This is a genomic window from Kosakonia sp. 1610, from assembly GCF_050435845.1.
In the GTDB taxonomy this organism is placed as follows: Bacteria; Pseudomonadota; Gammaproteobacteria; order Enterobacterales; family Enterobacteriaceae; genus Kosakonia; species Kosakonia cowanii.
In genome coordinates, this window is record NZ_JBNDKZ010000001.1 from 1,239,473 (window position 1) to 1,264,708 (window position 25,236).

The 25,236-nt window shown below is 54.0% G+C and carries 25 protein-coding genes; 10 read left to right on the forward strand and 15 right to left on the reverse strand.

Annotated features, from left to right (window positions below; all coding sequences use genetic code 11):
* Positions 1–25: 25 nt before the first annotated feature.
* From ABIC80_RS05935 to ABIC80_RS05990, 12 genes are all read right to left on the reverse strand, one after another.
* The gene (locus ABIC80_RS05935; protein ID WP_429176001.1) at positions 26–1,525 is read right to left on the reverse strand and encodes a helix-hairpin-helix domain-containing protein; all 1,500 of its coding nucleotides are present in this window, start codon (positions 1,523–1,525) and stop codon (positions 26–28) included.
* A gap of 26 nt (positions 1,526–1,551) precedes the next feature.
* Positions 1,552–3,108, reverse strand: coding sequence for a PP2C family serine/threonine-protein phosphatase (locus tag ABIC80_RS05940; RefSeq protein ID WP_429176003.1), 1,557 nt, complete (start codon positions 3,106–3,108; stop codon positions 1,552–1,554).
* Entirely contained in the window at positions 3,108–4,148 is a 1,041-nt protein-coding gene (locus tag ABIC80_RS05945) for a TerY-C metal binding domain-containing protein (RefSeq protein ID WP_042716803.1), read from the reverse strand. Before ABIC80_RS05945 ends, ABIC80_RS05940 begins: the two co-directional genes overlap by 1 nt.
* A 75-nt stretch (positions 4,149–4,223) precedes the next feature.
* The gene (locus ABIC80_RS05950) at positions 4,224–4,862 is read right to left on the reverse strand and encodes a vWA domain-containing protein (protein ID WP_429176005.1); all 639 of its coding nucleotides are present in this window, start codon (positions 4,860–4,862) and stop codon (positions 4,224–4,226) included.
* A complete protein-coding gene (locus tag ABIC80_RS05955) occupies positions 4,862–5,503 on the reverse strand; it encodes a TerD family protein (RefSeq protein ID WP_023478766.1) in 642 nt (213 codons plus the stop codon). Before ABIC80_RS05955 ends, ABIC80_RS05950 begins: the two co-directional genes overlap by 1 nt.
* Positions 5,504–5,524: 21 nt before the next feature.
* Positions 5,525–6,163: a vWA domain-containing protein gene (locus ABIC80_RS05960; protein WP_200580158.1), complete on the reverse strand. Its 639-nt coding sequence runs from the start codon at positions 6,161–6,163 to the stop codon at positions 5,525–5,527.
* Positions 6,164–6,456: 293 nt separating this feature from the next.
* Positions 6,457–6,930 (reverse strand): tellurium resistance protein TerW, encoded by a 474-nt coding sequence (locus ABIC80_RS05965; RefSeq protein WP_429176007.1) that lies wholly within the window; start codon positions 6,928–6,930, stop codon positions 6,457–6,459.
* Positions 6,931–7,085: 155 nt separating this feature from the next.
* Positions 7,086–8,042, reverse strand: coding sequence for an HpcH/HpaI aldolase/citrate lyase family protein (locus ABIC80_RS05970; protein ID WP_429176009.1), 957 nt, complete (start codon positions 8,040–8,042; stop codon positions 7,086–7,088).
* Positions 8,042–9,121 carry a cysteine protease StiP family protein gene (locus ABIC80_RS05975; protein WP_042716793.1) on the reverse strand — a complete coding sequence of 360 codons (1,080 nt, stop codon included), beginning with the start codon at positions 9,119–9,121 and terminating at the stop codon, positions 8,042–8,044. The genes ABIC80_RS05970 and ABIC80_RS05975 overlap by 1 nt, the downstream gene beginning before the upstream one ends.
* A gap of 1 nt (position 9,122) precedes the next feature.
* Positions 9,123–9,896 (reverse strand): hypothetical protein, encoded by a 774-nt coding sequence (locus ABIC80_RS05980; RefSeq protein ID WP_054804158.1) that lies wholly within the window; start codon positions 9,894–9,896, stop codon positions 9,123–9,125.
* Entirely contained in the window at positions 9,889–11,031 is a 1,143-nt protein-coding gene (locus ABIC80_RS05985; RefSeq protein ID WP_429176011.1) for a phosphoribosyltransferase domain-containing protein, read from the reverse strand. The genes ABIC80_RS05980 and ABIC80_RS05985 overlap by 8 nt, the downstream gene beginning before the upstream one ends.
* Positions 11,032–11,040: 9 nt before the next feature.
* Complete coding sequence (locus tag ABIC80_RS05990; protein ID WP_429176012.1) at positions 11,041–12,099, reverse strand: ATP-grasp domain-containing protein; 1,059 nt, start codon at positions 12,097–12,099, stop codon at positions 11,041–11,043.
* Between the two features lie 320 nt (positions 12,100–12,419).
* On the opposite strand from ABIC80_RS05990, the gene ABIC80_RS05995 reads away from it, so the two are divergent.
* From ABIC80_RS05995 to ABIC80_RS06035, 9 genes are all read left to right on the forward strand, one after another.
* Positions 12,420–13,001, forward strand: coding sequence for a TerD family protein (locus ABIC80_RS05995; protein ID WP_429176014.1), 582 nt, complete (start codon positions 12,420–12,422; stop codon positions 12,999–13,001).
* On the forward strand, positions 13,001–14,173 hold the full coding sequence (locus ABIC80_RS06000) for a TerD family protein (protein WP_429176016.1): 1,173 nt from the start codon (positions 13,001–13,003) through the stop codon (positions 14,171–14,173). The genes ABIC80_RS05995 and ABIC80_RS06000 overlap by 1 nt, the downstream gene beginning before the upstream one ends.
* A gap of 22 nt (positions 14,174–14,195) precedes the next feature.
* On the forward strand, positions 14,196–14,651 hold the full coding sequence (locus ABIC80_RS06005; RefSeq protein WP_042715814.1) for a tellurite resistance TerB family protein: 456 nt from the start codon (positions 14,196–14,198) through the stop codon (positions 14,649–14,651).
* A gap of 22 nt (positions 14,652–14,673) precedes the next feature.
* On the forward strand, positions 14,674–15,714 hold the full coding sequence (gene terC, locus ABIC80_RS06010) for a tellurium resistance membrane protein TerC (RefSeq protein WP_023478822.1): 1,041 nt from the start codon (positions 14,674–14,676) through the stop codon (positions 15,712–15,714).
* A 48-nt stretch (positions 15,715–15,762) separates the two neighbouring features.
* A complete protein-coding gene (gene terD, locus ABIC80_RS06015; protein WP_000116676.1) occupies positions 15,763–16,341 on the forward strand; it encodes a tellurium resistance membrane protein TerD in 579 nt (192 codons plus the stop codon).
* A 55-nt stretch (positions 16,342–16,396) separates the two neighbouring features.
* On the forward strand, positions 16,397–16,972 hold the full coding sequence (locus ABIC80_RS06020) for a TerD family protein (protein ID WP_023478842.1): 576 nt from the start codon (positions 16,397–16,399) through the stop codon (positions 16,970–16,972).
* A gap of 213 nt (positions 16,973–17,185) precedes the next feature.
* Entirely contained in the window at positions 17,186–18,433 is a 1,248-nt protein-coding gene (locus tag ABIC80_RS06025) for a vWA domain-containing protein (RefSeq protein ID WP_429176017.1), read from the forward strand.
* A gap of 565 nt (positions 18,434–18,998) precedes the next feature.
* Positions 18,999–19,583: a hypothetical protein gene (locus ABIC80_RS06030; protein WP_429176020.1), complete on the forward strand. Its 585-nt coding sequence runs from the start codon at positions 18,999–19,001 to the stop codon at positions 19,581–19,583.
* A gap of 19 nt (positions 19,584–19,602) precedes the next feature.
* The gene (locus tag ABIC80_RS06035; protein ID WP_429176023.1) at positions 19,603–19,899 is read left to right on the forward strand and encodes a hypothetical protein; all 297 of its coding nucleotides are present in this window, start codon (positions 19,603–19,605) and stop codon (positions 19,897–19,899) included.
* A gap of 78 nt (positions 19,900–19,977) precedes the next feature.
* Here the strand turns inward: ABIC80_RS06035 and ABIC80_RS06040 are convergent, their stop codons facing one another.
* The 3 genes from ABIC80_RS06040 to ABIC80_RS06050 all read right to left on the reverse strand — a co-directional run bounded on the left by ABIC80_RS06040 (position 19,978) and on the right by ABIC80_RS06050 (position 23,804).
* On the reverse strand, positions 19,978–20,355 hold the full coding sequence (locus ABIC80_RS06040) for a DUF4440 domain-containing protein (protein WP_429176025.1): 378 nt from the start codon (positions 20,353–20,355) through the stop codon (positions 19,978–19,980).
* 131 nt (positions 20,356–20,486) lie between these two features.
* On the reverse strand, positions 20,487–21,521 hold the full coding sequence (locus ABIC80_RS06045; protein ID WP_429176028.1) for a hypothetical protein: 1,035 nt from the start codon (positions 21,519–21,521) through the stop codon (positions 20,487–20,489).
* A gap of 372 nt (positions 21,522–21,893) precedes the next feature.
* Positions 21,894–23,804, reverse strand: coding sequence for a sigma 54-interacting transcriptional regulator (locus ABIC80_RS06050; protein ID WP_429176029.1), 1,911 nt, complete (start codon positions 23,802–23,804; stop codon positions 21,894–21,896).
* Between the two features lie 234 nt (positions 23,805–24,038).
* Here ABIC80_RS06050 and ABIC80_RS06055 point away from each other — a divergent pair, with 234 nt between their 5' ends.
* Positions 24,039–25,235, forward strand: coding sequence for a CaiB/BaiF CoA transferase family protein (locus tag ABIC80_RS06055; RefSeq protein ID WP_429176031.1), 1,197 nt, complete (start codon positions 24,039–24,041; stop codon positions 25,233–25,235).
* The last annotated feature ends 1 nt before the right edge of the window (position 25,236 follow it).

The following is a 25,236-nucleotide window of genomic DNA, read 5'->3' on the forward strand; positions in this document are numbered from 1 at the left end:
AAAGGCTGCCTGCTGTTGATGTTGATCAGTTGGAAAGGAGCTGAACCACTACAAGCCTGCCGCCTTCTTCCTGGGAGAGAACGAACTGCGCGTTGTCCGTCAGCTCGATTTTGTCGCCAATCGGGATGGGCTTTTTATCCGGGAGCGACATCAGCCCCTCAATCCCTTCGTTCACCAGCCACCACTGATCGTTGTGGTAAACAAAGTAGCCAACACGCTTTTTCTGCTCCGCTGTGGTGCGCTCATTCGGCGCAATCAGCCGGTTCACATGCCACGCGTAAAGGGATTGACCGCTCCACACCATTAAGCGGTGATCGTCAGGCCGGAAGCTGCCTGCCTTACGGGAGGAGTAGAGGTTAAGAATCGGCAATTTCCCGCGGTAGGGCGTTGCGCAGTAAGGGCAGACCGGTTTGGTTTTCCCGGAGAAGACATACCACTTCTGATCACAGCTGCTGTTCTGGCAGGGCTGGATCAGATCCACGGTTTTCACCAGCGCGCTTTCCCACTCATCAGCGGTCGGGCGACGGGTGGGGTTATGTAACCCCTCGATAAACGCACGATCGAACAGCGGCGTCAGGTAAGGTCCCATGATGGTATAGGGGATTTTTTCCGGGTCGGCCCAGGGCAGCGCAAACGGGGAGATCTGGTTAAGCTTGACGGCATTGCTTCTGTCCGTCGGGTGTTCGATAAACAGCGCCCGCTCGCCCATCGCCAGCGTTTCGTCCCGTGTTTCATCATCGAGATCGTGGATTTTTCCACCTCTGAGCGGGTGGCGGAAAAAGAGATACATATAGATCAACACCGCCAGCGCATGGCGATCCGTCGCGATGCTCGGCAGCACGCGCTTAGGATCCTCTTTCGCAAGGTGGCTGGTTTCCACCACTTCTGGCGCGATGAAATCGGGGGTGCCGACCACATCAGGCGGGTATTTTCCCGGCACCACCAGCCCATCGACGTCGATAATGCAGGCGTGGCCCTGCTCGGGATCGACGAGCACGTTTTTATAGCTCAAATCACTGTGGCAGAGGCCTGCGGCATGCATCCTTCTCACCGCACGGGTCAGCAGCAGGCAGACCTTCAGATAGGTGAGGGTGTTGCCGCGCTCGCGCGGATCGAGGAATTTGTTCTGGTTACTGGCGCTGGCGAACCATTTCCCCTCTTTTTCGCGTCCTTTGATGCCGAGGAAGTCATCATTCTTCGAGCCATACTTAAAGAAGAAGTGCTGCTGATAGACGGGAACGACAATGCCGATTTTGTTGTTGTGTTCCACGACATGCGTCGGCCAGCAGAAGAGATCTTTCCAGTAATCGCCGCCCGCCTGCTCAAAGATATTCTGCCGGTAACGCCCGGTGATCATATCAATCCGCTCTCTCGCCTGGGCGTTTTGCGGCTTGTGGTAGAAGGCCACCACATAGGACTTGTCCGGCGAGAAGTAGACATCTTTCATCGAACCCGATCCGATGACGTCATCGACGTACTGCACCGTCTGCCCATCTTTTGTTGTACATGTAACGATATTTGCCATATTCAGTCACCCGTAACGCGTGTCAGTCACCATGCCAGCACAAGAGTGCGGTCATCATGGTTGCCAGGGGAGAAAAAGTTGAGCCACTCGGCGAGACGTTCCGGTGCCTGCCCGGCATCCGCAAGCAGGGGTGAAAGCTCGTTGACCAGTTGCGTCCACTTCTCGTCGCTGCGCAGGCCGTTATCCGTTTCAAAGCGGGGATCGGAGACGCCATCGGTCATCAGGATAAGATGCGAGACATCCTGCCACTTGCCGACGCTGATGCGCCCGGAGAAGGCAGGATCGGCAATAATCGACGCATCGAGAAAGCGCGTCTGCCCGGCATACTCGCCGCTGTCAGGATTGCCCAACACGCGTACTTTGCCCGAGGGGCTGTAAGCGGCAATTGCGCCGTCGCCCAGCCAGAACGAGGCGGCAAACAGCTGCTCGCCAAGCCGCAGTGAGACGGTTGCCAGCAGCGTGGTGGAGTAGGTTTTTACCGGCTGCTCCGCGCGAATAGCCTCATTCGAGATGCTGTTAACCGCAAGGGTTGCCGCTTGCTTAAAGTGGTGAAGCATCGCGTTAATGGTGTTTTGCTGCTCCTCTGTGCCCCAGCGCGCGATCTGCTGCTTTAACTCCGCGCCTCGCGGCCCGCGTAGCTGGTTGAAGAGATACTCCCCGGCCACTTCGGCGGCAATGCGCGACCCTTCTCGGGAGTTTACCGCGCTGCCTGCGCCATCGGCCACCAGCATCACGCTCCAGCCCGTCTCTTCGCTGTGATTGAGGTAGAAGTCATCATCGCGGAAACTGCCCGCATGCTCATGAGAACGCCCGCGGCGGCTCGCCCCGGCGATCCTCACGCCATCACGCACAATCCCTTCCTGTTCGACATGCGCTTTCGGGTAGGGGGCATCCGCTGGTGGCTCAATGATTTTCCACAGGCTGCGCGGATCGGGGTTCACCACAAACAGCAACGGTGTTTCACCATTGGTGTACGAAGCGCAGGACCAGCGCACCAGCATCTCGATATCGCCGCTCTGTGTTGGTACGCCGCTCAGTACCTGCTGCGCCTTGTCGAAATGAAGCCCGCACGCGTCAGGGATCACCACATCATGAATGGTTGCCGTCTGCCCATCATCAAGGGTAATCACCAGCGGGGCACAAAAGGCTTCGCCTGCGCGGGCATTCGGCACGCTGATACGTGCGCAGGGCGCAGGTCGTGGACGTTCTGCCTCAGCGGATCGCGCTGGCGGCACCTGGCCTGGCTTCAACACTGGCGGGGTTGGGTCAAGGGTCGCTTTTGCCGGGGTCTCAAATTCGTAGTAGGGCATTAACTTCCACAACTCCGGGCGCGGCGCAGGTTGCTCAGCGTCGGGCTCTGTTACCGCGTCGTCTGCTGATTCGATCGCTTCAGCGCTCTCCTCAGCCTGCGGTGTTGTGGTCTTACCCTCGACGGCCGCGAGCTGGTTTTCCAGTTCGGTTAATAACGCGTCGAGTTTGTCCCGCAGCGCAGGCTCCCCGGATAACGCGTCTAACTCTTCGTCGCCGACGTGATGACCGTGCGAGTGGAGAATAAAGCCGATAATCTCTTTTTTAACGCTCATTAGCCTCGTCCTCTGCTGACGTCAAAATCGGACTCTCCGCCATTATCTCTGAAGGAGAGCACTCTTTCGCACCAGGGGCAGACCACCTCATCAGGCCCATCGATGCAGAGCAGTTTGCCGCAGGCGCACATGGCAAACGCGCTGGCGTTACCGCAGTGGGGGCAGCCCGGCACGCCGTGCAGATCGCGGGTATTCACCTGGACGTTGTAGGTCGAGGCGTCAGACCAGTCGAAATACTCTTCATCGATAGGGTAGCAACCGGCAATATTGAAGTTGTTCAGGTTAAGCCGGAAATCGAGACCGGAGACGTTCACCGGCGGGCGCTCATATTTCATCAGATAGGGGCGGCGGGTTTTACTGCAGCGCCCGGTGAGCGTCACGCAGTTCTCATCATAGGCGCGGACAACGTCCTCTTTCGCCAGCCGGACGATATACTCCGTCTGGTTGAGTTCGGGCGGTTTCTCTTCACCCACGCTGCGGCTGTGGGCGGTGACGGAGGCGGTGATCCACTTAATAAAGCGGGTAAAGTCACCCTCACGGGACTCGGTAAACAGCATCACATTTTCCGTCAGTTGCCTGAGGATATTGAGATCCGCCGAGGGGCCAAGACCGACCGCGATAAGGTTAACTTTGCGGGCGTAGTGCTCTTTCCAGCGTTTGATCTCCGCACTGGGATCATCCGTCGGGCGGCCGTCGGTCAGCAGGTAGACCACCGGTTTCCAGTCCCCTTTAACTTCATGGGTGGTGACCCTCACCTGGCTGTCGATCTGCACGCTTAGCTCGCGCAGCGCGGCACCAAGGTGCGTGCCGCCGCCAATCGGCAGGCGCGGCGGATAAAACGAGGCGATTTCATGGAGCGGAACAATGGTGCGCGCAATGCCTGCAAAGGCGATGACCGAGACCCAGGCGGTCTCCAGCGCATGGGGATCCTTTCTTAAATCACTGACGATCATTTGCAGACCATCGTTCATTTTTTTCAGGTTTTCACCAATCATGGACTCTGAGCAGTCCAGGACAAAAAATACCGGAAGGCGTCTCATTGCTTATCCTCGTGAGGGCCGTGTAACGCGAACAAAAGGGGAGTGGCAGAGAGGCGCAGCCGCCTCTCCTGTACCTTACAGCACCAGCTGGATCTCCGGCGGTGGCGGCGGAAGGTTATCCGAGTCGTTATTCACGCCCGCGCTGGAGCTGCCCGATGAGACACTCGCCGAGACCCATTTAAAGAAGCCCGCGAAGGCCGTTGAGTCGAGGGTTTCGAGCGACACCACTTTATCTGTCAGCTGTTTGAGGTGCTCGTGGCCCGCTTTCGGGCCAACCGCACAGGCAATAATTGAGCCAAACGCGTGGCTGCGAATCGCTTTCACCGCTTCACCATAAGCGAAGGCATCTGAAGGCGTGCCATCAGTCATCAGAAAGACCAGCGGCCGCCAGTCACCTTTCTGGTCACCATCGGCGCGACGCACATCCCGGTCGACGCACTCGATCAGGCACTCCAGCGCCGCACCGGTAAAGGTGGCTCCCGCGCTTGGCACGACGATGTCGGCGAACTGGAAATCCTCCAGCGGCGTCAGCGGAATAAACTCACGCGCCGCATTATCGAAGGTGATGATGGAGATATGAACGCTTTCAAGGGCGTAGGGATCCTGACGAAGGGCGCTCAGCATCGCCTGGATACCGACGTTAACGGCGTGAATCGACTCGCCGCGCATCGAGCCGGAGGTGTCGATCACCAGGTAAACAGGTAAGCGGCGCATCACATATAGTTCCTCAGGTGGGCGACAAAGGAGTCTGAAGGCGACGGTTCACCGATGGCATTCAGCTTCCAGCCGGTTGGTTCACGCACCAGCTCGGCAAACACCATGGAGCGCTGGTGAGTAAAGTTCGGCCCGCCGGAGAGATCAAAGCGCGCCATCTCAACGTTGCGGGCATCAACGGCACGGATAAACGCGTTCTGCACTTTACCGAAGTGCTGCTGCAATTTTTCCCCGTTATAGATCTGCACGATAAAGACGATTTTTTCATATCTGGCGTCCAGCGCATTGAGCTTGACAATGATCTGCTCATCGTCGCCGTCACCCGCGCCGGTGCGGTTATCGCCCGTCAGCCAGATATCGCCCGATTTATGGCGCAGACTATTGAAAAAGATAATGTCGCCATCGACCAGCGTCGGTTTGCCATTCTCCACTTTGCCGAGATCGGTCACCTTTCCTGCGGCGTTACAGAGGAAGGCGATCACATCGAGGTCATACTCCTCCTCTTTCTTACCAAACAGCCCGCCCAGTAAGCCTTTCTTCTCTTCGTTGATATCCCAACCCAGACCAATGGTGACGGAGGAGAGATCGTGCTCATTTTTCTTCAGGCTCACGCCCTGGCCTTTGCTCAGACTGACAGACATAACGTCCCCTTAATCGATGAGTTATAAAACGACATTCACTTCCGGCGGCGGTGGCGGCAGATCGTCGAGGCCAATCACCTCTTTTTTGCTGGATTCCACCTTCTGGCTGCCTACCGAGATGCTGGCACTGACCCATTTGAAGAACGCTTTAATGGATGAGCTATCGGCGGTATCAAGCTGCAGCACCACTTCGGTGATCTCTTTCAGCACGCTGGTGTCCGCATCGTGACCCGCTGCGCAGGCCACCACGACGCCGGTGCGCGCCGATTTAAAATCCTGCAACCCTTTGCGCCAGTCGTCGGTCGGGGAACCGTCGGTCATCAGAAACACCAGCGGTCGCCAGTCACCTTTGGTATCTGCGGTGGTTTTCTGCACTTCACTGCTGATGGCGCTGGCGGCAAGCGAGAGCGCTTCACCAAGGGAGGTTGTGCCGCTGGCGGCAAGGGACGGTAACTGGAAGCTCAGCAGATCGGTCAGCGGGACGGCCTGGCGTGCCGATGAGTCAAAGGTGATCACCGAAACATAGGCGGTTTCCAGGGCATAGGGATCTTGCTTGAGGGTAGTGAGGAGTGTCTGCACGCCATTTTTGACGGCTTCGATCGGTTCGCCATGCATCGAACCAGAGGTATCAAGCAACAGATAAACGGGTAGTCTTCGCATTATCTAATCCTGTTAGAGGTATGAAAGGTTTGTATCCAGCAATAGCAGAGAAAGCCGGGAGAGACTGTGAATTGCAGCGAAGCGCAGGAAAAAAAAGAGAGCCTTAAATGAAATTAGCGCTTTTTCAACAACTACATAGCGTTATGCCGCGCGGCCTCTGCGAAGTTTAGTCCGCATTCAGCGTGGCGACCATGCGCAATGCATGTCAAGACGCCAACTTTCATAGGCATCAACAGGGAAAGATGAGGAGAGGGGCAAAAAGAGGCGCCCGGCCTGCTGCCGGGGCACGGGTATTAACGCGCGAGCTTTTTGGCGTTGAACTCTTTAATCAGTTCGTCGACGGCACGTTCAGCCAGTTTTTCGACAGCTTCACTGCGCGTCGTACCACTGAGGTTCGCCAGACGATCGATTTTGCGCAGGATGCGCATACGCAGCGAGAGCGAAACGGCGGTTTTTTTATCCTTATCAAGATAAACTCTGCCGCCCGATTCGCTGGTTTTCAGCTCGGCGTGCGCCGCGAGCGCTTCATTCATACGACGCAAGGTCTTCTTATCCAGATGCCCCGGATTAACAAGGTGGTAAGAGTGCGCCGCCTTGCTGTACTTGATCTCCGCGGAGTAGGACTCACGCAGCTCCTTCAGCGCCCGGGTAAGCGTCGGCTCCGAGCACTCGAGGCTGGTGATAATATCGGCCGCGGCGACGGGTTTACCGGAACCCAGTAAATTGGCGAGCTTAAAAATCCGTTCCTGTCTGGTGTTTAATTGCATCGTTAGGTTTAGCCTGCCTCAAAGGTAGTGGATCAAGTGCGTTCGAACGTCTGACATTAACGTTGCGCTATTCTTCTCTCAGTTCGCTTCCCTGAACAAAATGGCCATCAATGCTAGCAGGCCGATCCTCAATATGAGCTAAATCACGCGCGCCCTTATTGATGCTGAGTCGCGGGAAGCAGCCTGATGCCATCTGCGCTTTGCTCATTCACCAGACCATACACCTGCGCGCGTTCGAGAATACCGACGGCCCAGCGACGGTGCGTCGCCGGTTCGCACATCGCCCCCTGGGATTTAAACACCGCCTGGGTCGAGTTGAGAATGCGCAGGGCGTCGGAGTGCTCGCCCTGAGTGACCATCAACGCGCGTTCAATGACTGCAATCTGCCGCGGGTGGATCGCCGTTTTACCGACCAGACCATGCGCCATATCCAGCGCCAGCTCACGCGCCATCACATCATGATCGTCAATGTGTTCGCAAACGGGCGCGGTCAGCGCGAAATCTCGCGGTGCAAAAACCGACACCAGCATTTTGATCACGTACCCCATCGGGCTGTCGTAGAGCGTCAGATCGCGCGGACGACGCAGGGAGACCACGTTCATCAGATCGTTGCCACCGATGCGCAGCGCAATAATCCGGCTGTGACAGGGGTGGGCGAGCAGGGCGATAGCCAGCTCACGCATCTGAACAACGTCAAACACCTCTTCGGTTTCGAGGGTAGGCATCATGCAGAGGTGCGTATTGCCCATAATCTCCCACCACTGCGGCAGTGCGCTGAGGGTGAATTTCGGCAGCACAAACCCGTCAACGGCAGAGAGATCGAGGTGCTCCGTCAGCCATTTCCCCATCTCAGGGTGGCGCGGGCGAATGAACACCAGCGGCCAGTCACTATTTCCACCGGCCTGTTTAGCAGCGTTGAGGGTGTGTAACAGCTGCGCAAGGTTGGCAAGGGCATCCGGCATATCCGTTTCGCTGACCGCGTCTTCCAGACAGATCACCAGCGAGCGCAGGCCGGGGATCTTCCCGTCGAGGATCGCCCCGGCAATATCGTTACGTGTGGCGGGCATGTAGAGCGTCGCGCCCAGATGCCAGGGGGAGAGGCGTGTAGTCATCAGAGTACCTTCTTGATTATCGTGACGGCCCGGTACTGCCCGAGCTGCGCGCCCATCTCAGTAACGGCAATGCCTTTTTCGCGCGCCAGCCCGACGAGCAGGGCAACGTCCGGATCGTCTGTTGCACGAACAAAGACGTGATCGGGTACGCGGCGCAGCACCGCGCGGGTCGCTTCCGCAATCCCGGGTTTGATACGGTTGACGCTGTCGACGTTAAACCGCTCAGCGAGATCGGCGATCACCTCGCGGCTCTTTTGCCATAGCGCCTGCGCGGCATCCAGATCCCAGTGCAGGGCAGGGAGGCTCGCGGGGTGCAGCGTTTTACGAAACTGCGCAACGGTATCGACCAGCATGCGGCTGCACTCATACTCACGCAGATGATCGCAGACCACACAGCCGTGCAGCCCCGTTTCAGTCCACACCGAGCGGGAGATGAGGCCCGATACCGGCGCACCCATAATACCAAAGGGGATCAGCCAGTCGTCGTCGCTCGCCGCCAGCCATGAACAGCCGCAGGGATCGGCCAGCACCACCAGACGCGGCTGTGGCGGATAACCCTCGCGTCCTTTGAGGGTGCGGATCAGCTCCCCGGTGATGGCACCTTTACCTGTCCAGCCATCGACAAACACAATGCCGCGCGTGCCGTGCTGACGCTCGATAATCTTCAGCGCTTCACTGTCGATACCACGGTCACGAATGATACTGATGCCGTAGTGAAAAGAGGCTTTGCCCATATCGCGCAGGGCCTGGTGCAGCATCACGCCGAGCGGGACGCCCGCGCGAACAAGGCTGACCAGAATAACCGGTTCGTCGCCAAAACGTGCCGCCAGTTCGCGGGCAAGCTGCGTAACCTCTCTGGCAAGCCGTTCGGCACCGCTGTCGAGCGCCCGCTTGAACAGATCAAGGTGCCACGGTGTCGGCGCTGGCTCCTGGCTGAGCATGTCGGAGTAGTGCTTTTTGCCTGACTGGATCAACGCCTCTTTTTGATCGACCGGGGTCATCTCCATCTCAACAGGCTGAAGCAGGAACTCCACGTCGCCGGGTAAGTAGGAACCGGAAAAGCTCGCTTGTGGCTGCATGTTAACCCTCATTAAAAATGCGCTGCGCAATGGCATCGGCAAACTGGCTCTGACGCGGCATCCCAAACCAGCTGCAGAGCTGCATAAAACGGTGATCGCTCAGGCTGTCGCCGAGACCCAGCACCGGGAAAATACCGCGCTCGGCGCGCAGCTTCTCCAGCAGCCAGCTCACAGCCAGCCCTTTTTCGACGGGCTGCGGAAGCCAGGCAACATTGTTACTGTTGCGGTGAATGTAGAAACCGTCGGTCGGGAACTGCTGCTCGATCTCATCGGCAATGGCATTCAGCTCGTCAAGGCGCGTGCTGTCCCGGTGTTTCATCACCATATAGATCGGCGTGCCATCATACTCATAATTGAGTCTCGCCCAGGCGTTGATGCCCTTTGCCTCCATCATTTCGGTGATAAGGCGCTGCATGGTGACCAGCCTCTCCCCATAGGCAGACAATTTATCGAGCATATGGGCTTTCCACGCCTCATCGGGCTTGCCTTCTGGCGTCAGGATCACCGCGCCATGGGTGGTAATGGCCCAGGAGCGGAAGGGGATCTGCACGCGGCTAATCTCTTCCGTTCCCCTGGCGGTAACCGGAATAAGCTCGGCCTGCTCCAGCAGCCAGTCCACTAACATCGCCTGCTCTTCGGTCATAAAACTGCGTGGCGACAGCGAGCGGTCCACGGCACCGGTGCGAAAAGGCTCCAGCGCCAGCTCGTCGACCATTTTTCGGCGGGTCTGGAACAGGGTGTCATCAAGATCGCTCAATACGACGGGCTTATTCATAAGTAACAACCTCAACGACAGGGGCAACCTCCGCCAGCGCCGTCAGCAACTGGGGATCGATACTCTCAGCCACCGTCTCGGTGCAGAGCAGCACGCGGTCAAACCGCTGGTGGCCGACGTTATAGACAAAATTGGCAATGCCGAGACCATAATTGTCGGTAAAGGAGATAACCGACTCGATGGCAAAGCCGAGCGCAATCGGGGAGCGGGTCGTCGAGCTGTAAAAGGCCTGCGCGCCGGCGTTTTCAAGACGCTCGGCCAGCAGGAACGGCTCCCAGACAAACTCACCGCTGCCGAGAACCAGCACGCGCTCACCCGGCGCAACGCGGATCTCGCGCCCCAGATCGGCGGCTGGCGCGATCATCCCGAGACGGCCCCAGCTCTGTTTGCCGGTGATCTCCCACGTGCCGCGGGAGGTGACATTCACGGCGGGCATGACCGGTACAGGCGCATCGGGAAACGGTGTCCAGCTCCATTCGCCGCTGACAAGGGAGACCGCCGTTACCGGCAGCGGGCAGCGCGCCGGTAACGCATTATTGCTCCAGTCGGTCAGCGTAATGGCAACCACCTGCTCCAGCTGCGGCAGGTGGCCGGTTTCACGGAGCGCCGCCAGCAGGTTGATGAAGGTGTTGCCGGTTGTCGCTTCGTCATCAATCATCACCAGCGTGCGCGCGTCGCTCACCCGGCGGCGCTTCTCTTCATCATCCGGCCAGTAGATCAGATGGTCGGTGGCATGGCTGTGCTCTTCTTTAAACTCGCAGAGCAGTTCACCCTCGACAGGGTGGCGGGTCGAAGTGAGATATACCGACTCTCTATAGGTATGGCGCAGTTCGTCAAATACGCCAGCGCCGAGACCGACGGCGGTTTCCGCCATGCCGATAAACAGCACCGGGCCCGGCAGATCCGCCGGGAACTGACTGGCAAGCTGCCTGTAAGCCTGGCGCATGATGGCAGGCGAAACGGGAATATGGCGGCCGAGCACTTTACTGACAAAGAGAAACGCCCGTTTAGGGTTGCGTCGCTCGGCGATTTCGAACAGGTTTTGCAGCGCGATCTCTCCCTGGTTGCGCGTCACCTGGATGACGCCGCAGGAGAGCGTACGGCGATAGCGTGCATCTTCAGGCACTAAAGACATAATCCAGCCTTAGTTCAGTCGGTTAGAGAGGGTCTGCGGATAGAGCAGCACGTCTGTCACCGCTCTTACGGCGACGGGGGAAAAGGCGGATGCTGCACGCCCGATGACCTCATCTTTTGTCAGCAGGCCAAGCTTAAACGCCGCAAACAGGCCCGGTAAGTTGACGCCACTATGTTGGGTATAACCGATGCCGCCGGAAGGGCGCATGTTAATCTCCAGCAGCAGCGGCGTTCCCTGACGATCGTTGCGTGTCTGCACGTTAACCAGCCCGTCTGCTTTCATCACGCGGGCGCAATGGCAGGCCAGCTCGAAGGCGGCTCCTTCGTTAACCAGATACTGAATCGCCCCCTCTTTTCTGCGACCAACGGCCGCGAGGATTTCGCCGTTGTCGGCAAAAATATCGACGGAGTACTCCGGGCCTGGCAGGTAGGGCATCAATACCAGCGGCTTAAATGATTCGGCGCTGGCGAGCGCGGCAAGATAGTGCTGCGGGTTAACAGTGCGGTTTTCGGGATGGTTAAAGAGATCCATTGCCGCTGCGGTGTCATCAAAACGCCAAAAACCCATGCCATAAATGCCGGTTACCGGTTTTACGCAGACTGGGCTGTCAGAGAAGGGCGGCGACGCGAGGTAGTTTTGCAGATCGCTCACCGAATCAACCCGCCATGAGGGGACGACCGGCAGCGCGTGCTGCTGCATCAGCCCGGCAAAAGCGACTTTATCTTCGGCTAATGCGAGCCACTCTGCGCTGGTGGAACCGGTAGTGAGCGTAACACCGGTGGCCTCAATGGCGGCGCGGTTCTCTTCAAACCACAGGGTGTTGCGGCCAGCGTGAATATGGTGAATCCCATGTGTTGCCACAATATCGGTGATAAACGCCAGGCGCTCAGAGGCCTCTTGTGGCTCGATCAGCGCGTGGTCTGCAACGGATAAGATCTCATTACGCTCATGGCGGTGTGAGGCATACACGGTCAACTGAAGATGTTGCGCTGCGGCGAAGGTTTTAATTCCCTGAATAATATCTTTTTGGGATGACAAACCTTCCATGAGCCAAATTTTGTTATTCATATTTTTTTATTACCCGAAAAAGCATGCAGCAGGAGGTGATGGGTGAGTCTAAGAATGTCATCAGAGCATGTCAATCATAATATGATGAGTAAAACTGGCATCAGATTGCATTTCACTAAAAATTTATCACGCAAAAATAAATAACAAATTCAATTGTTTGACTTGTTTTTACAAGAGCATTCCAGCGCAGTCACGTTGCCTTTTCGCCAAAACCTACCAATATTTACCTTGTCAGAGAACTTCATCATGATATGATTTTTTTCGTTCGCGATTAGCCTACCTTTGATTGTCATGACCATTACCAATTTAAGGAACAAAGCATGGTTTCATTAACGAAGAACCAGACGGTATCACTCAGCAAACAATCTTCGGCACTCAGTCAGCTTCAGTTTGGTCTCGGTTGGGATCCGATTAAGAAAAAGAGCCTGTTCGGCGGGCTGTTTAGCGGCAGCGACTCTATCGATCTCGATGCGGGCTGCGTATTGATGGACAGCTCCGGCAATACCATCGACACCATCTGGTTTCGCAAACTGACCTCCAGCTGCGGCTCCGTCGTCCACAGCGGTGACAACCTCACCGGGGAAGGCGATGGCGATGATGAGGTCATCACCGTTAATCTCACCCGGTTACCTTCCAACGTTGAATACCTCGCGTTCACGGTAAACAGCTTCCGTGGCCAGACCTTTAATGACGTTGAAAATGCGTTCTGCCGCGTGGTCGATCAGTCTGGCAAAGAGCTTGCCCGCTACAAACTGACCGAGCAGGGCTCCCACACCGGTATTGTTATCTCCTCGCTGCGCCGTAACGGCGGCAACTGGGACTTTACGGCCCACGGTCACGCCTGCCGCGGTCGCACCATTGACGATATGCATACTGATATCGTCGCAACGGTCGTACGCTAATGAACCTGACGCCGGGGGGCAATGCCCCCATTCCAGCACAAGAGCTTCGGGTTCGCGTCACCTCTGGCGGCGCGGTTGATGCCTCAGCGTTTCGCCTCTATGCCAGCGGTAAAGTGCAGGGCGATGCGGATATGGTCTTCTACGGCCAGCCGCGTAACGACGATGGCTCAATCAGCCTCGCCAGCGAAGGCCAGTACTCCACCTTTACTGTGGCACTTAACCGCCTGAAGCCTGATGTTCAGAAGGTCGCTTTTACCGTCACCTGTGACGGCGGGCAGACGGTTGCCGGGCTGCGCACGCTGACTATTGATGTAGAGCAGGGCGCAACCAGCGTGGTGAGCGGCGTTGTCGATGTCAATGGTCGTCAGGAAGCCGCGCTGATCCTGGGCGAATTCTATCGCCGTAACGACGAGTGGAAATTCCGCTTTGTCGCGCAGGGTTTTAACGGCGGCCTGAAACCGCTGGCGGAGCATTTCGGTGTCAACATCGCCGACGATCCTGCGCCAGCGCCAGTTTCGCCGCCACCCGCACCGCCTGTGGCGCCTCCGGCTCCGCCGAAAGAGAGCAAAATCAGCCTGAGCAAAGTGTCGCTCACCAAAGAGAAACCGGCGATCAGCCTGACCAAACGGGATAACTTTGGCGAGATCCGCATTAACCTCAACTGGCACCGTGGCAACGGAAAATCGGGTCTGGCCGGCATTTTCGGCGCGAAGGGCATCGATCTCGATCTTGGCGCGTTTGTTGAGCTGCAGGATGGCTATAAGTCGGTTATCCAGGCGCTCGGTAACGCCTTCGGCAACTATCAGGGCGAGCCGTACGTTCAGTTACAGGGCGACGATCGTACCGGTGAAGTGTCGGATGGCGAGTGGTTACACATTAATGGCCGTGAATGGAAGCAGATCCGTGAAGTCCTGATCTACGCTTTTATCTACCAGGGCGTGCCGAGCTGGGATAAGACGGATGGTGTTGTCACGATCCATATGCCGGATCAACCGCCCATCGAGACACGTCTTACCGAAGGTGAAAACCGCCGCACGCTGTGCGCTATCGCCAGGCTGGTAAACGAAAACGGGGCAATCAAAGTCGAGCGAATTAACCAGTACTTCAAAGGCCAGGATGAGATGGACCGGGCATTTGGCTGGGGGTTTCGCTGGAGTGCCGGCTCTAAATAACACAGCAATAAAGGACACCACTATGAGTTTTTTTGACAAAGTAAAAGGCGCCATCAACTCCAGTCGTGATGAACTGACCCGACAGGTTGGCCGTTTCAAAAACAAAAAATTTATGCAGGGCACCGTGGCGGTCTGCGCGCGGATTGCCGTCTCCAGCGACGGCGTAAGCTCTGAAGAGAAGCAGAAGATGATGGGCTTTCTGCGCTCTTCCGAAGAACTGAAAGTGTTCGATACCAATGAGGTGATCGAGTTCTTTAACAAACTGGTCTCGAGCTTTGATTTCGATATCGAAATCGGTAAAGGCGAAACCATGAAATACATCCTGGCGTTAAAAGATCAACCGGAAGCCGCGCAGCTGGCTCTGCGTGTTGGTATTGCTGTTGCGAAAAGTGACGGCAACTTTGACCAGGATGAGAAAACTGCCGTGCGCGAAATTGCTCTCGCGCTGGGCTTCGACCCGGCTGAATTTGGCCTCTGATCTGCATCCCTAAGGGTAAATTATGGTTTCAACACACATCGGTTTTCCGACTGAAACAGTTATTGTTTTTATCGCGCTCTCAGTCGGTGCCATCTTTATTGACTTGTTTATGCACCGTGACGACAAGCCAATATCCCTGAAGAGTGCCGCGCTCTGGTCGCTCTTCTGGGTTGCGGTTGCGATGGCATTTGCCGGTTTCCTCTATATTCATCACGGCGCGGAAGTCGCCAGCCTGTTTGTGACCGGTTACGCGCTGGAGAAAGTGCTCTCCGTCGATAACCTGTTCGTGATGATGGCCATCTTCTCCTGGTTCGCCGTGCCGGATCGTTACCGTCACCGCGTGCTTTACTGGGGCGTAATTGGTGCCATCGTGTTCAGGGGTATTTTCGTTGCAATTGGTACCAGCCTGCTGAGCCTTGGTCCATACGTTGAAGTGGTTTTCGCCATTATTGTGGCCTGGACTGCGGTGATGATGCTGAAAAGCGGCGACGACGATGATGAAATCGAGGACTACTCCCAGCATCTGGCGTACCGCATGGTGAAACGCTTCTTCCCGATCTGGCCAAAGCTGAAGGGTCATGCCTTCCTGCTTAATCAGAAGGAAGTGGATGCGGAACTGGCAAAACCAGAAAACAGTGATGTGACCATCGGCCGCGGTAAGAAAGCCGCCCTGTATGCAACACCGCTGTTCCTGTGTGTGGCCGTCGTTGAACTTTCGGATGTTATGTTTGCATTCGACTCTGTCCCGGCCATTATTGCTGTTAGCCGTGAACCGCTGATTGTTTATAGCGCCATGATGTTTGCTATCCTCGGCCTGCGTACGCTCTACTTCGTGCTCGAAGCGCTGAAGCAGTACCTGGTTCATCTGGAGAAGGCGGTTATCGTTCTGCTGTTCTTTATCGCAGCGAAGCTTGGCCTCAATGCCACCGACCACATCTGGCACCATGGCTACAGCATTTCGGCGACGACCAGCCTGTATGTTGTACTGGGTGTGTTGGCGCTGGGCATTATCGCCAGCGTGATGTTCCCGGCGAAACCCGATTCAGAGGAAAAGGGGAGTTAATCCCCTCACGTATTACGCTAAATCCACAACAATTTGAGAGGTTATTTTATGAGTGTTTCTCTTTCCAAAGGTGGGAACGTATCCCTGAGTAAAGCCGCGCCGTCAATGAAAAATGTCCTGGTGGGCCTTGGCTGGGATGCGCGCTCGACTGATGGTCAGGACTTTGACCTGGATGCGTCAGCTTTTCTGCTGGCCGCTAACGGCAAAGTGCGCGGTGACGCCGATTTCATTTTTTATAACAACTTAACCTCTTCTGACGGCTCCGTAACCCATACCGGTGATAACCGCACCGGTGAGGGCGACGGTGATGATGAATCGCTGAAAATCAAACTGGATGCGGTGCCGTCTGACGTCGACAAAATCATCTTCGTGGTGACAATTCATGACGCGCAGGCGCGTCGCCAGAGCTTCGGCCAGGTTTCCGGCGCGTTCATTCGCCTGGTTAATGATGATAACCAGACTGAAGTGGCTCGCTACGATCTGACCGAAGATGCCTCAACCGAAACCGCGATGCTGTTTGGTGAACTCTATCGCCACAATGGCGAGTGGAAATTCCGCGCGGTCGGCCAGGGTTATGCTGGTGGCCTGGCATCCGTTTGTGCTCAGTACGGCATCAACGCATCTTGATCTCATACATGGGCTGATTATTCAGCCCAAACACAACTGTTAGCAGGAGCTAAAAATGGCAGTTTCTCTCGTTAAAGGCGGTAACGTATCTCTGACTAAAGAAGCACCTACCATGAATATCGCCATGGTCGGTCTGGGTTGGGATGCACGTGTAACTGACGGTCAGGGTTTCGACCTGGACGCCTCCGTATTCGCAGTTGGTGATGACGGTAAAGTGCTGTCAGACGCCCATTTCATCTTCTTCAACAACAAAACCAGTCCTGACGGCGCAATCGAGCACCAGGGTGACAACCGTACCGGCGAAGGCGACGGTGATGATGAGCAGGTCAAAATCGATCTGACCAAAGTTTCTGCTGACATCAAAAAACTGGTGTTCGCGGTAACCATCTATGAAGCCGAAGCGCGTAAACAGAACTTCGGTATGGTGAGCAACAGCTTCATGCGCGTTTACAACAACGACAACGGCACTGAAATTGCTCGCTTCGATCTCTCTGAAGATGCGTCCACTGAAACTGCGATGATCTTTGGCGAACTCTATCGCCACGGCGCAGAGTGGAAATTCAAAGCCGTTGGGCAGGGCTTCGCGGGCGGTCTGGCTGCGCTTGCTTCCCAACATGGCGTTAATATCTAAACGCTATAAAAATATAAAACCCCGGAGAGTAAGCCGGGGTTTTTATTTGCTTCTTATATTTAAAGCGTTGCCGCGTTTACAATTTTTATGGCTATTGTGGCATCCGCGCTATCACTTCCTTAACGACGCAAAAGAGATGAATCCGCTTCAGCGCTTCAGGCACACCCGCATGTCTGAGGGCAGGGAGCAGGGTTATTGATAAGGACAACACGTATGAGATTACAACCGGGACAAAACACGCCGCTGGCGGAGAACCTCATCACTCTGAACCTCAACTACACGGGACGGGCAGGGTTTAAGAGCGAAGTCGATACCTGTCTGTTTATGCTCAATGCCGGGGGAAAAGTGAGCGGCGATGCCGACTTTATCTTCTTCAATAATCTCACCTCTGCGGAGGGCGCGGTCAAACTGGCGCTCGGGCAGCAGCAGTCCAGCGTCACGATCGCGCTCGATCGTGTTCCCGCAAGCGTCAGCAAGATTAGCATCACGGTCGTCATTGACGGCAGCGAAAGCATTGATGCCCTGAGCCAGTTAAGCATTGAGGCTCAGGGCATTGCGGATTTTCACGTTGAAACCGCAGGACGCAGCGAAAAAGCGATCATTCTGGCTGAAGTCTATCGCCACAATAGCGCCTGGAAATTACGTGCAATGGGGCAGGGCTTTAACGGCGGGCTTGAACCATTAGCCGTCAGCTATGGTGTTGATGTTGCCCAGCCAGCCGCGCAACCTTCAGCGCCAGCGCCGACGCGCATTAGCCTCGAGAAAAAGCTGCAAGATACATCGCCGCGGCTGGTTAGCCTGGCGAAGAAAGCCACGGTCAGCCTGACGAAGAATAAACTGGATACGCTGCAGGCAAGCGTTGCGTTTGTTCTGGATGCTTCCGGCTCAATGAGCGGGCAATTTAACAAAGGTAACGTCCAGGCTGTACTCGATCGCATCGCAGTGCTTGCCGTTCAGTTTGATGATGACGGCGAGATGGATCTGTGGGCGTTCGGCAAGAAACATAAAAAATACCCGAACGTCACGCTGGATAATCTTGACGATTACGTCGAGACAATACGCAAGAACGGCAAGCGTACGATGTTTGAGATCCTGCCGGGGCTGGGCGGTGTGAATAATGAGCCGCCGGTGATGGAAGAGATCGTCGACTACTTCAAAGAGTCCAAACTGCCGGTTTACGTGGTCTTCATTACCGATGGCGGCATCAGCAAGACGCGCGAGATTAAAGAGGCGATTCGTCGCTCCGCAAACTATCCGATCTTCTGGAAGTTCGTCGGCCTTGGCGGTTCGAACTACGGCATTCTCGAAAATCTGGATGACTTTACCGATCGCCGGGTAGATAACACCGATTTCTTTGCGATGGATGATTTCGGCACTATGAGTGACGAAAAACTCTATGACAACTTGTTGGAAGAGTTCAGGCCCTGGATCGATGAGACCAGGAAGATGGGCATTCTCTGAAGATACGCAAAAAAGAGCCGGGGATTTTCCCGGCTTTTTTATGGTGATAACGGTGAAGCGGTTTCTGCAAAGAGAAGCAGCTTTGATCGCAATGGAGTATGGAGCGCGTAACCAGTCGGCTGATATGAGGTTTGCTCATTGCCGACCGTAAGGATGAGTGGAGCAGGGGACAACATGGCCGGGGCGATAAGCTTGAGACAACTGAGAGTCTGGATGGATAACCAAATACATCATTTAACATAATATACATTATACGCACCAAAGCAGAGGGAGGTAGATTCTGGCTTTTTGCCACTACGATGGATGCTATGAATCACCATGACACTAATGCCATTCTGCATCCATAAGCCATTTTACCGCCGAGCCCTGCCTAAATTGGGTGAACTGTAGGCAGAATGTATATGCGTTATAACTTGGTGTTAGCCTCACACGGTTCGTTAGCATTACTACTGGGCATTGGCGTATCGAAGCTATACCCTAAAAAACCTACCAAAATACATGTCTGGAAAAGACGTTTTGGGCTTAATACAATCAATCATTACCAGAGGATTTGAGTTCGCGTTCAATGATGAACTACATTAAAAAAAGCCTTGCCTTAAGCACCGTGGTTGCCAAAAAAATGGCTACCCACGATCCTCACCAGCTTGAAAAGCTAAGGGTTCGTTTGAAAAGCCGGTTTGGTAAGCCGACCGGTATGCATATGACCGGCATTCCGTTAGGTATTAGCGCCATATTTGCCCTTTTTTGTTACGCCATGCAGCAAGTTGCTGTTTCGGTTATCATTTTCAAATGGTTAATGATACCGGAGTATAAAGTCTTAGCCGGAGTATTCTGCGCGGCGATAGTCTACGCCATACTGATCGTCACAACGATGTTTGCCACCGCGCGAGGCTCCCTTATCGCTTTTAAAATTTACCTTTTTTTAATTGCGTTAACAGGCATCGTAGCCACTATCTTCTTCTTCTCATCGTTTTACTCATTACTCGCCGATAATATTACGAACTACACGCCGCAAATTACCGCTCTGCTAGGTATGATTTTCCTTTTGATTAACTGCAAATGGCTCAACTCTTCTCTCTTTTATCGCTCAGTAGCCCTGTGCTTACACAACCGGGTTCTGAGAAAACAGATGAAAGAAGGAAATCACTGATAAATACAAGGATATAAGCATGTTAGTATTAAGCACCGACACACTACCATCAAACATGAAAGTCATTGATATTCATGGCTTTATTGAAAAGACATATCCTGTTGAAATTTCTGATAAAGGCTTAATTCGTGGGTTTATGGAGCGCAAGAGAAATGAACATCAGGAAGCATATGATGCATTTGTAAATTCAGCCGGAACACAAGGAAACGTTATCTATGGAGTAAAAGTTTCAACATCTGTAGGTCAATTTAAAAATGGAAGTTTCCTTTACATAACTTATTACGGAACCGTCTCGACAGTTGAACTCATTAATTAAATGTTAGTGTAATGACTTATGCTAAAAAGCCGCTACGAGAGTATTCCATTGCGGCTTTTTCAACATCACCGTGTTGTTTCAAAACGCCTCTGGCGTACCCTGATGAAACTGCATTTGCCACGCTTCACCTGTTTTTATCCATATCGATGCGCGCAGCGTTGGTCTGGCGATCTCGCCTTGAGCATTAAGAGTAAAACTACGATACGTCAGTAACGCGCATCCTTCGCTCAACTTCGTGACTGCGAAATCCTCCGCGTGGATTTCATCTCCCGGCGCGTCGTTGATCAGCGCGTCAACAACCTGCGCTCTGTCGTAACGCCTACCTGAGCGACCAATCTCAAAAAAGTGTTCATGCAACAATACGTCGACCACGCTGAGTTGGTTACGGGTTTCCAGGCAATGCAACTGCCGCTCACGTTCGCGAAGCTTCGTGCACAGCGTTTGGTTGTCGTCCATAATTTGCTCCAGTTTCATAAAATGCGGCATGGTTTAAAAACCAGTTATTAAATTCGTCACTGATTCCGCGAAGCTGAAAATCAGCAGTAGCCAGGCGGCTGCGGGAGGCGATCCCGCAGCGCCTTTTAGCCTTAGTGCGCGGTCTTATCGCCCTTCTCTTTGGCTTCTCCCAGCTCCTCGCGGCTCAAAACCCGATAACGGGTAAATTTATCACCAGTGGTGCATCTCACGACCACGCCGTGTAAATCCCCGTCCTTCAGGAAAAAGCCACGGTACTGATTAATACCCACCGCTAAATAACGCGCTTTTTCGCCAAGTTCATCAATGGTCTGATAGCGGTCGCCACAGCGAAACGTGCTGCGCGTATCGAATTGATAAAATGTATTCATCAGCGCACCGCCAAGAGTACGGACATTGGCCATCATTAATCCCGGCATGACGCAGGCAAACGCAACAACCAAAAATATCTGGCTGCTCATCGGCAGTGTGACGCGCTTTTTACGTCGCCGCACGCTGGTTTCCATCACCCCTGAAATCACCGTAATTAAAAAATAGGCAATATTGAAAGCGATAAAGGCTGCCATAAATAGCGTCAGGCACCAGGTGGTGTAAGGCATTTGCGCGGCGGAAACATCCCAGGACTCAAGCAAAATAGCGCTGGCAGACATTTTTGCGAAAAAAAGTACCAGCGCGAGCACCAACGGCCAGAGTTTACCGAGCAGCGAGGCGGCCTGCTTTGACAATACCGATGTGCAGAGCAAATAGAAACGCACCAGACAAGCGAAGCCCAGTGCGCAGCAAAGTGCGACCAAAAACCAGACAATAGTGGCGCTGGCATGGGCGATCGCCAGCAGAAAACATGCCGAAAGCAACAGCGTTGTTGCTCGCGCCATCGACACAAGCACTTTCACTTTGCTGTATTGCTGGCGCGGCAGAAAACGCTTCAAACGTTGGCTCTCCTGTGCATGAAACAGTGCGCTCCCCCTGTATTCGGTGATATATGCACAGAGCCATAGCATATTGAACCAGACCGCCGCGCCGACAAGGGACGGGTGATGGGTTTTATTGGCGATGGCGAGAAGAATGAGCGTAATGACCCAGTTAATACACCAGAATAGAATTAGCGCGGGTATCTGCCGCGACAGTTTATGCAATAAAACGAACATGACCTTCCCTTCTGTCAGAAAAGACTAAACATAAAGCGGAATATTTCTGGTAGCAACCTGACCAGAGGGGTTTAATTACGCAGCGTCACTATCAGCAATAAAAGATAAATACGGCCAGCCCCCTAATTATAGGAGGCCAGATATTATCTTAAGGCGTTACTGACTATAATTCGCTGCTTGCCTAAAACAGGTGTTATAGAGAGATATGAGGAAGAGATGCATATTTTAGGAATGATTTGCGGTGCACTGATTGTCATTTTTATCATTATGGCGATGAAGAAACGTAAGCGTTAATCGCTCACGCCAGCGCCGCTTTGCTGCGGCGCTTGTGCGCTTAAGCCGCCGCTCCTCCACGAACTTCCCACCACAAGATTAATGGCTTTGCCCCTTCAGCTTTCGCCATAAACTCATTTTACTGATGCCCAGCGTAGACGCGGCTTGCTCCTGATTCTGCTGATACCGGTCAAGATAAAACCGTATCACCTGGCGCTCCACATCTTTGGTGATCTCTTTCAGTGAGCCTTTGGTCAGATTGACCTGCAGCGGCGCGTTGGGTTGCGGCGCTGGCGCAGCGGAAAATGTTGATCCGGTAAGCGACAGCATCTCCGGCAATGAGTAATGCGGAAAGCCGACGGAGAGCAGCGCCAGCCGTTCAATGATAAACCGCATCTCGCGCACGTTGCCCGGCCAGGAGTAAGCCGCGAAAAAATCGATAAACTGTCCGAGCAGATGTTCTGCCGCCGCGTCACACAAAAACTTACTCGCCAGGTAACGGAAATCACCTGCACGTTCGCGCAGCGGCGGTACGGTCAAAGGCAAAACATTGAGCCGATAAAAGAGATCGCGGCGAAAGCTTCCTTCCCCGGCCATGCTGGAGAGCGCGCGATTGGTCGCGCCAATGATTCTCACATCAACGGGAATAATATCTTTCCCGCCGATATGCATGATTTCATACTCCTGAAGAACGCGCAGTAGCCGGCTCTGGATCGGCAATGGCAGCTCGCCGATTTCGTCGAGAAAAAGCGTGCCCCGATGCGCCAGCTCAATCAGGCCCTCCTTCCCTTCCCGCTTTGCGCCGGTGAAGGATCCGCCTTCATAACCAAACAGTTCGCTCTCCAGTAAACTCTCCGGAATGGCGGCGCAGTTGATGGCCACAAACGGGCCGCTTTTGCGGTTACTGTGGTTATGAATACTTTGGGCAAACAGCTCCTTACCGGTACCGGACTCGCCATAGATCATCACCGGCGAATCGGTTCGCGCATAGACCTGCGCCAGCTTTTTCACCGCCTGCATTGCGCTGTCGGCAGTCAGGATATGATCGAAGGTATAGCGGGCATTAAAGCCCTTCTTCTGTAATTTGCCGCGAATAATGCGCTCAACTTTCTGGATCTGCGGCGTATCGGTAAATGAGCAGACCACGCCGATGCAGTTTTTTCCCATAAACATCGGTACGCGGCTGGTAATGATTGAGGTGTTCTCCAGCTCCTGCAGTTCGCGGATCTCCGGCGACTTCGATAGCAGCACCTGGTTAATGCGCGTGTTTTTAATAATGGCATCAATCTGTTTTCCCAGCGCCTGCGGAGCGGTTATCCCAATGATGTTTTCAGCCGCTTTATTGAAGAGCTGAATATCATTGTTTTCATTGGTGACGATAATCCCCTCGGTGATGGAGGACAAAATGATCTCCAGCCGCGTCATATCCAGCATTTTGCGTCTGGTTGTCTCAACGATGGCCAGCGCCTCTCGCAGCGCGCTGTTTACTGACTCCACCCCGTTTTCAATCAAAATCCCCTGCATCTGATAGTGCCGTGCCGTTTCGGTCACCGGGCATCCCCCCGCCACGATGGTGTAGTGCCTGGCATAACACTGCTCTAGTTGTAATGTCATATCCTCATGAGAAATAAAGACAAACTCATCGATAACGATATTCAGGGAGGAGGCCAGCAATACAACATCGGGTAAATAGCGCTGGTAATTAAAAAAGGCAATCGGTCGCTGACAATCCCGGACTGGAATTAATGCTTTCAGTAAATCAGAAACCGACATCTGAATAGTGACGACAGGAATATCTGTCGCGCGGGCAATATACTCTGCGGTTCCGCCCCGGCTCAGGATCACATCGTAATACTCTTTATCGAGCGTGCGCGCAATGGTCGCCGCTTTTTCCAGGCTGCCATGATAAACATGACAATTAAATAAACCGGCGCACTGTGCAATTACGACATCCGCTAAATAAGGATAAGGCGTAATTAACGCTAAATTTGGCAATGATTTATGTTTCATGTTTTTAGTCTGTTTTGTTGTTATCTTATTAACTGAATAACACATTTGAAATCGCTAACACAATTGCTATGAGCCTATTACGCCATTCAGATCATTACTATTCTTAAAAAGAATTAATTATCAACAAGTTAAAGATCATATTAATGCACATCATTTCTGGCATACATCTTGATTACTCTTTGATGGGTGCAATAAAAACCCACGCATTCATTCTTAACGTTAAAGGAATCAATTATGAGTCATCAGGCAGGTGTATTATCTGGCGTGCGGGTTCTCGATTTAACGCGCGTATTAGCAGGCCCCTATTGCGGTATGATGCTGGCCGATTTCGGTGCCGATGTGATTAAAGTCGAATTACCGGGCAGAGGCGATGATTCACGCGCTAATGCACCGCAAATAAATGGCGAAAGCGCCTACTTTATGAACTTAAATAGAAACAAGCGCGGCATCACACTTAATTTAAAATCAGAAGAAGGCCGTGCTATTTTTCTCGATATGGTGCGCAATAGCGATATTGTTCTTGAGAATTATCGCCCCGGCGTAATGGAAAAACTCGGTCTCGGTTACGAAGATTTGCGCAAAGTTAACCCGGCGATCATTTATGGCGCCGTCTCTGGGTTTGGTCATACCGGTCCCTACTCCAGGCGCGCGGGTTACGACATTATCGGCCAGGCAATGAGCGGCCTGATGAGCACTACCGGCTGGCAAGACACGCCGCCAACCCGTACCGGCACGGCGATTGCGGATGTCGTCGGCGGCATGAGCTGCGCCATCGGCGTGCTGGCGGCCTATGCGAACCGCCTGAAAACCGGCGTTGGCGATAAAGTCGATATTGCGCTGGTTGATTCGATGGTCTCTTCCCTTGAAATCATCAATATCATCTACCTGAATACCGGGCGTATTCCGACACGTATCGGCAACCGTTACGAAGCCATCTACCCCTACGACTCCTTCGAAGCGCAAGATGGCTACGTCATCATCGCCTGCGGCAACGACAAACTCTTTGGCTTGCTGAAACAGACGCTCAATATTCCGGCGCTGGAAGATGAACGATTCCGCACCAACATCGATCGCGTCACTCATCATGCAGAACTGAAACCTATTATTGAGACCTGGACGCGCACGCTGCCTATTGACCGCATCGTCGAGCGCCTGCTGGAAGCCGGTATTCCCGCCGCACCGATTAATACCATCGATCGCGTCACGCAAGATCCGCATATTGCCAAAGCGCGCGAGATGTTCGTCGATATTGACCATCCGGTCGCCGGAAAAATCACCATGACCGGAAACCAGGTCAAATTCACCAATAAGAAAGCCTCGATTCGCTTCCCTGCCCCGACTCTCGGCCAGCACAACCACGAAGTATTAAAAGAGCTGCTGGGCTACTCCGATGAAAAGATCGCAGAGCTTATTCAGACAGGCGTTTTATAAG

Bases quoted from the DNA above. Each gene is read 5' to 3' on its own strand.
- ABIC80_RS05935 (WP_429176001.1), bottom strand. From the start codon at position 1,525: ATGGCAAATATCGTTACATGTACAACAAAAGATGGGCAGACGGTGCAG.
- ABIC80_RS05940 (WP_429176003.1), bottom strand. From the start codon at position 3,108: ATGAGCGTTAAAAAAGAGATTATCGGCTTTATTCTCCACTCGCACGGT.
- ABIC80_RS05945 (WP_042716803.1), bottom strand. From the start codon at position 4,148: ATGAGACGCCTTCCGGTATTTTTTGTCCTGGACTGCTCAGAGTCCATG.
- ABIC80_RS05950 (WP_429176005.1), bottom strand. From the start codon at position 4,862: ATGCGCCGCTTACCTGTTTACCTGGTGATCGACACCTCCGGCTCGATG.
- ABIC80_RS05955 (WP_023478766.1), bottom strand. From the start codon at position 5,503: ATGTCTGTCAGTCTGAGCAAAGGCCAGGGCGTGAGCCTGAAGAAAAAT.
- ABIC80_RS05960 (WP_200580158.1), bottom strand. From the start codon at position 6,163: ATGCGAAGACTACCCGTTTATCTGTTGCTTGATACCTCTGGTTCGATG.
- ABIC80_RS05965 (WP_429176007.1), bottom strand. From the start codon at position 6,930: ATGCAATTAAACACCAGACAGGAACGGATTTTTAAGCTCGCCAATTTA.
- ABIC80_RS05970 (WP_429176009.1), bottom strand. From the start codon at position 8,042: ATGACTACACGCCTCTCCCCCTGGCATCTGGGCGCGACGCTCTACATG.
- ABIC80_RS05975 (WP_042716793.1), bottom strand. From the start codon at position 9,121: ATGCAGCCACAAGCGAGCTTTTCCGGTTCCTACTTACCCGGCGACGTG.
- ABIC80_RS05980 (WP_054804158.1), bottom strand. From the start codon at position 9,896: ATGAATAAGCCCGTCGTATTGAGCGATCTTGATGACACCCTGTTCCAG.
- ABIC80_RS05985 (WP_429176011.1), bottom strand. From the start codon at position 11,031: ATGTCTTTAGTGCCTGAAGATGCACGCTATCGCCGTACGCTCTCCTGC.
- ABIC80_RS05990 (WP_429176012.1), bottom strand. From the start codon at position 12,099: ATGAATAACAAAATTTGGCTCATGGAAGGTTTGTCATCCCAAAAAGAT.
- ABIC80_RS05995 (WP_429176014.1), top strand. From the start codon at position 12,420: ATGGTTTCATTAACGAAGAACCAGACGGTATCACTCAGCAAACAATCT.
- ABIC80_RS06000 (WP_429176016.1), top strand. From the start codon at position 13,001: ATGAACCTGACGCCGGGGGGCAATGCCCCCATTCCAGCACAAGAGCTT.
- ABIC80_RS06005 (WP_042715814.1), top strand. From the start codon at position 14,196: ATGAGTTTTTTTGACAAAGTAAAAGGCGCCATCAACTCCAGTCGTGAT.
- terC (WP_023478822.1), top strand. From the start codon at position 14,674: ATGGTTTCAACACACATCGGTTTTCCGACTGAAACAGTTATTGTTTTT.
- terD (WP_000116676.1), top strand. From the start codon at position 15,763: ATGAGTGTTTCTCTTTCCAAAGGTGGGAACGTATCCCTGAGTAAAGCC.
- ABIC80_RS06020 (WP_023478842.1), top strand. From the start codon at position 16,397: ATGGCAGTTTCTCTCGTTAAAGGCGGTAACGTATCTCTGACTAAAGAA.
- ABIC80_RS06025 (WP_429176017.1), top strand. From the start codon at position 17,186: ATGAGATTACAACCGGGACAAAACACGCCGCTGGCGGAGAACCTCATC.
- ABIC80_RS06030 (WP_429176020.1), top strand. From the start codon at position 18,999: ATGATGAACTACATTAAAAAAAGCCTTGCCTTAAGCACCGTGGTTGCC.
- ABIC80_RS06035 (WP_429176023.1), top strand. From the start codon at position 19,603: ATGTTAGTATTAAGCACCGACACACTACCATCAAACATGAAAGTCATT.
- ABIC80_RS06040 (WP_429176025.1), bottom strand. From the start codon at position 20,355: ATGGACGACAACCAAACGCTGTGCACGAAGCTTCGCGAACGTGAGCGG.
- ABIC80_RS06045 (WP_429176028.1), bottom strand. From the start codon at position 21,521: ATGTTCGTTTTATTGCATAAACTGTCGCGGCAGATACCCGCGCTAATT.
- ABIC80_RS06050 (WP_429176029.1), bottom strand. From the start codon at position 23,804: ATGAAACATAAATCATTGCCAAATTTAGCGTTAATTACGCCTTATCCT.
- ABIC80_RS06055 (WP_429176031.1), top strand. From the start codon at position 24,039: ATGAGTCATCAGGCAGGTGTATTATCTGGCGTGCGGGTTCTCGATTTA.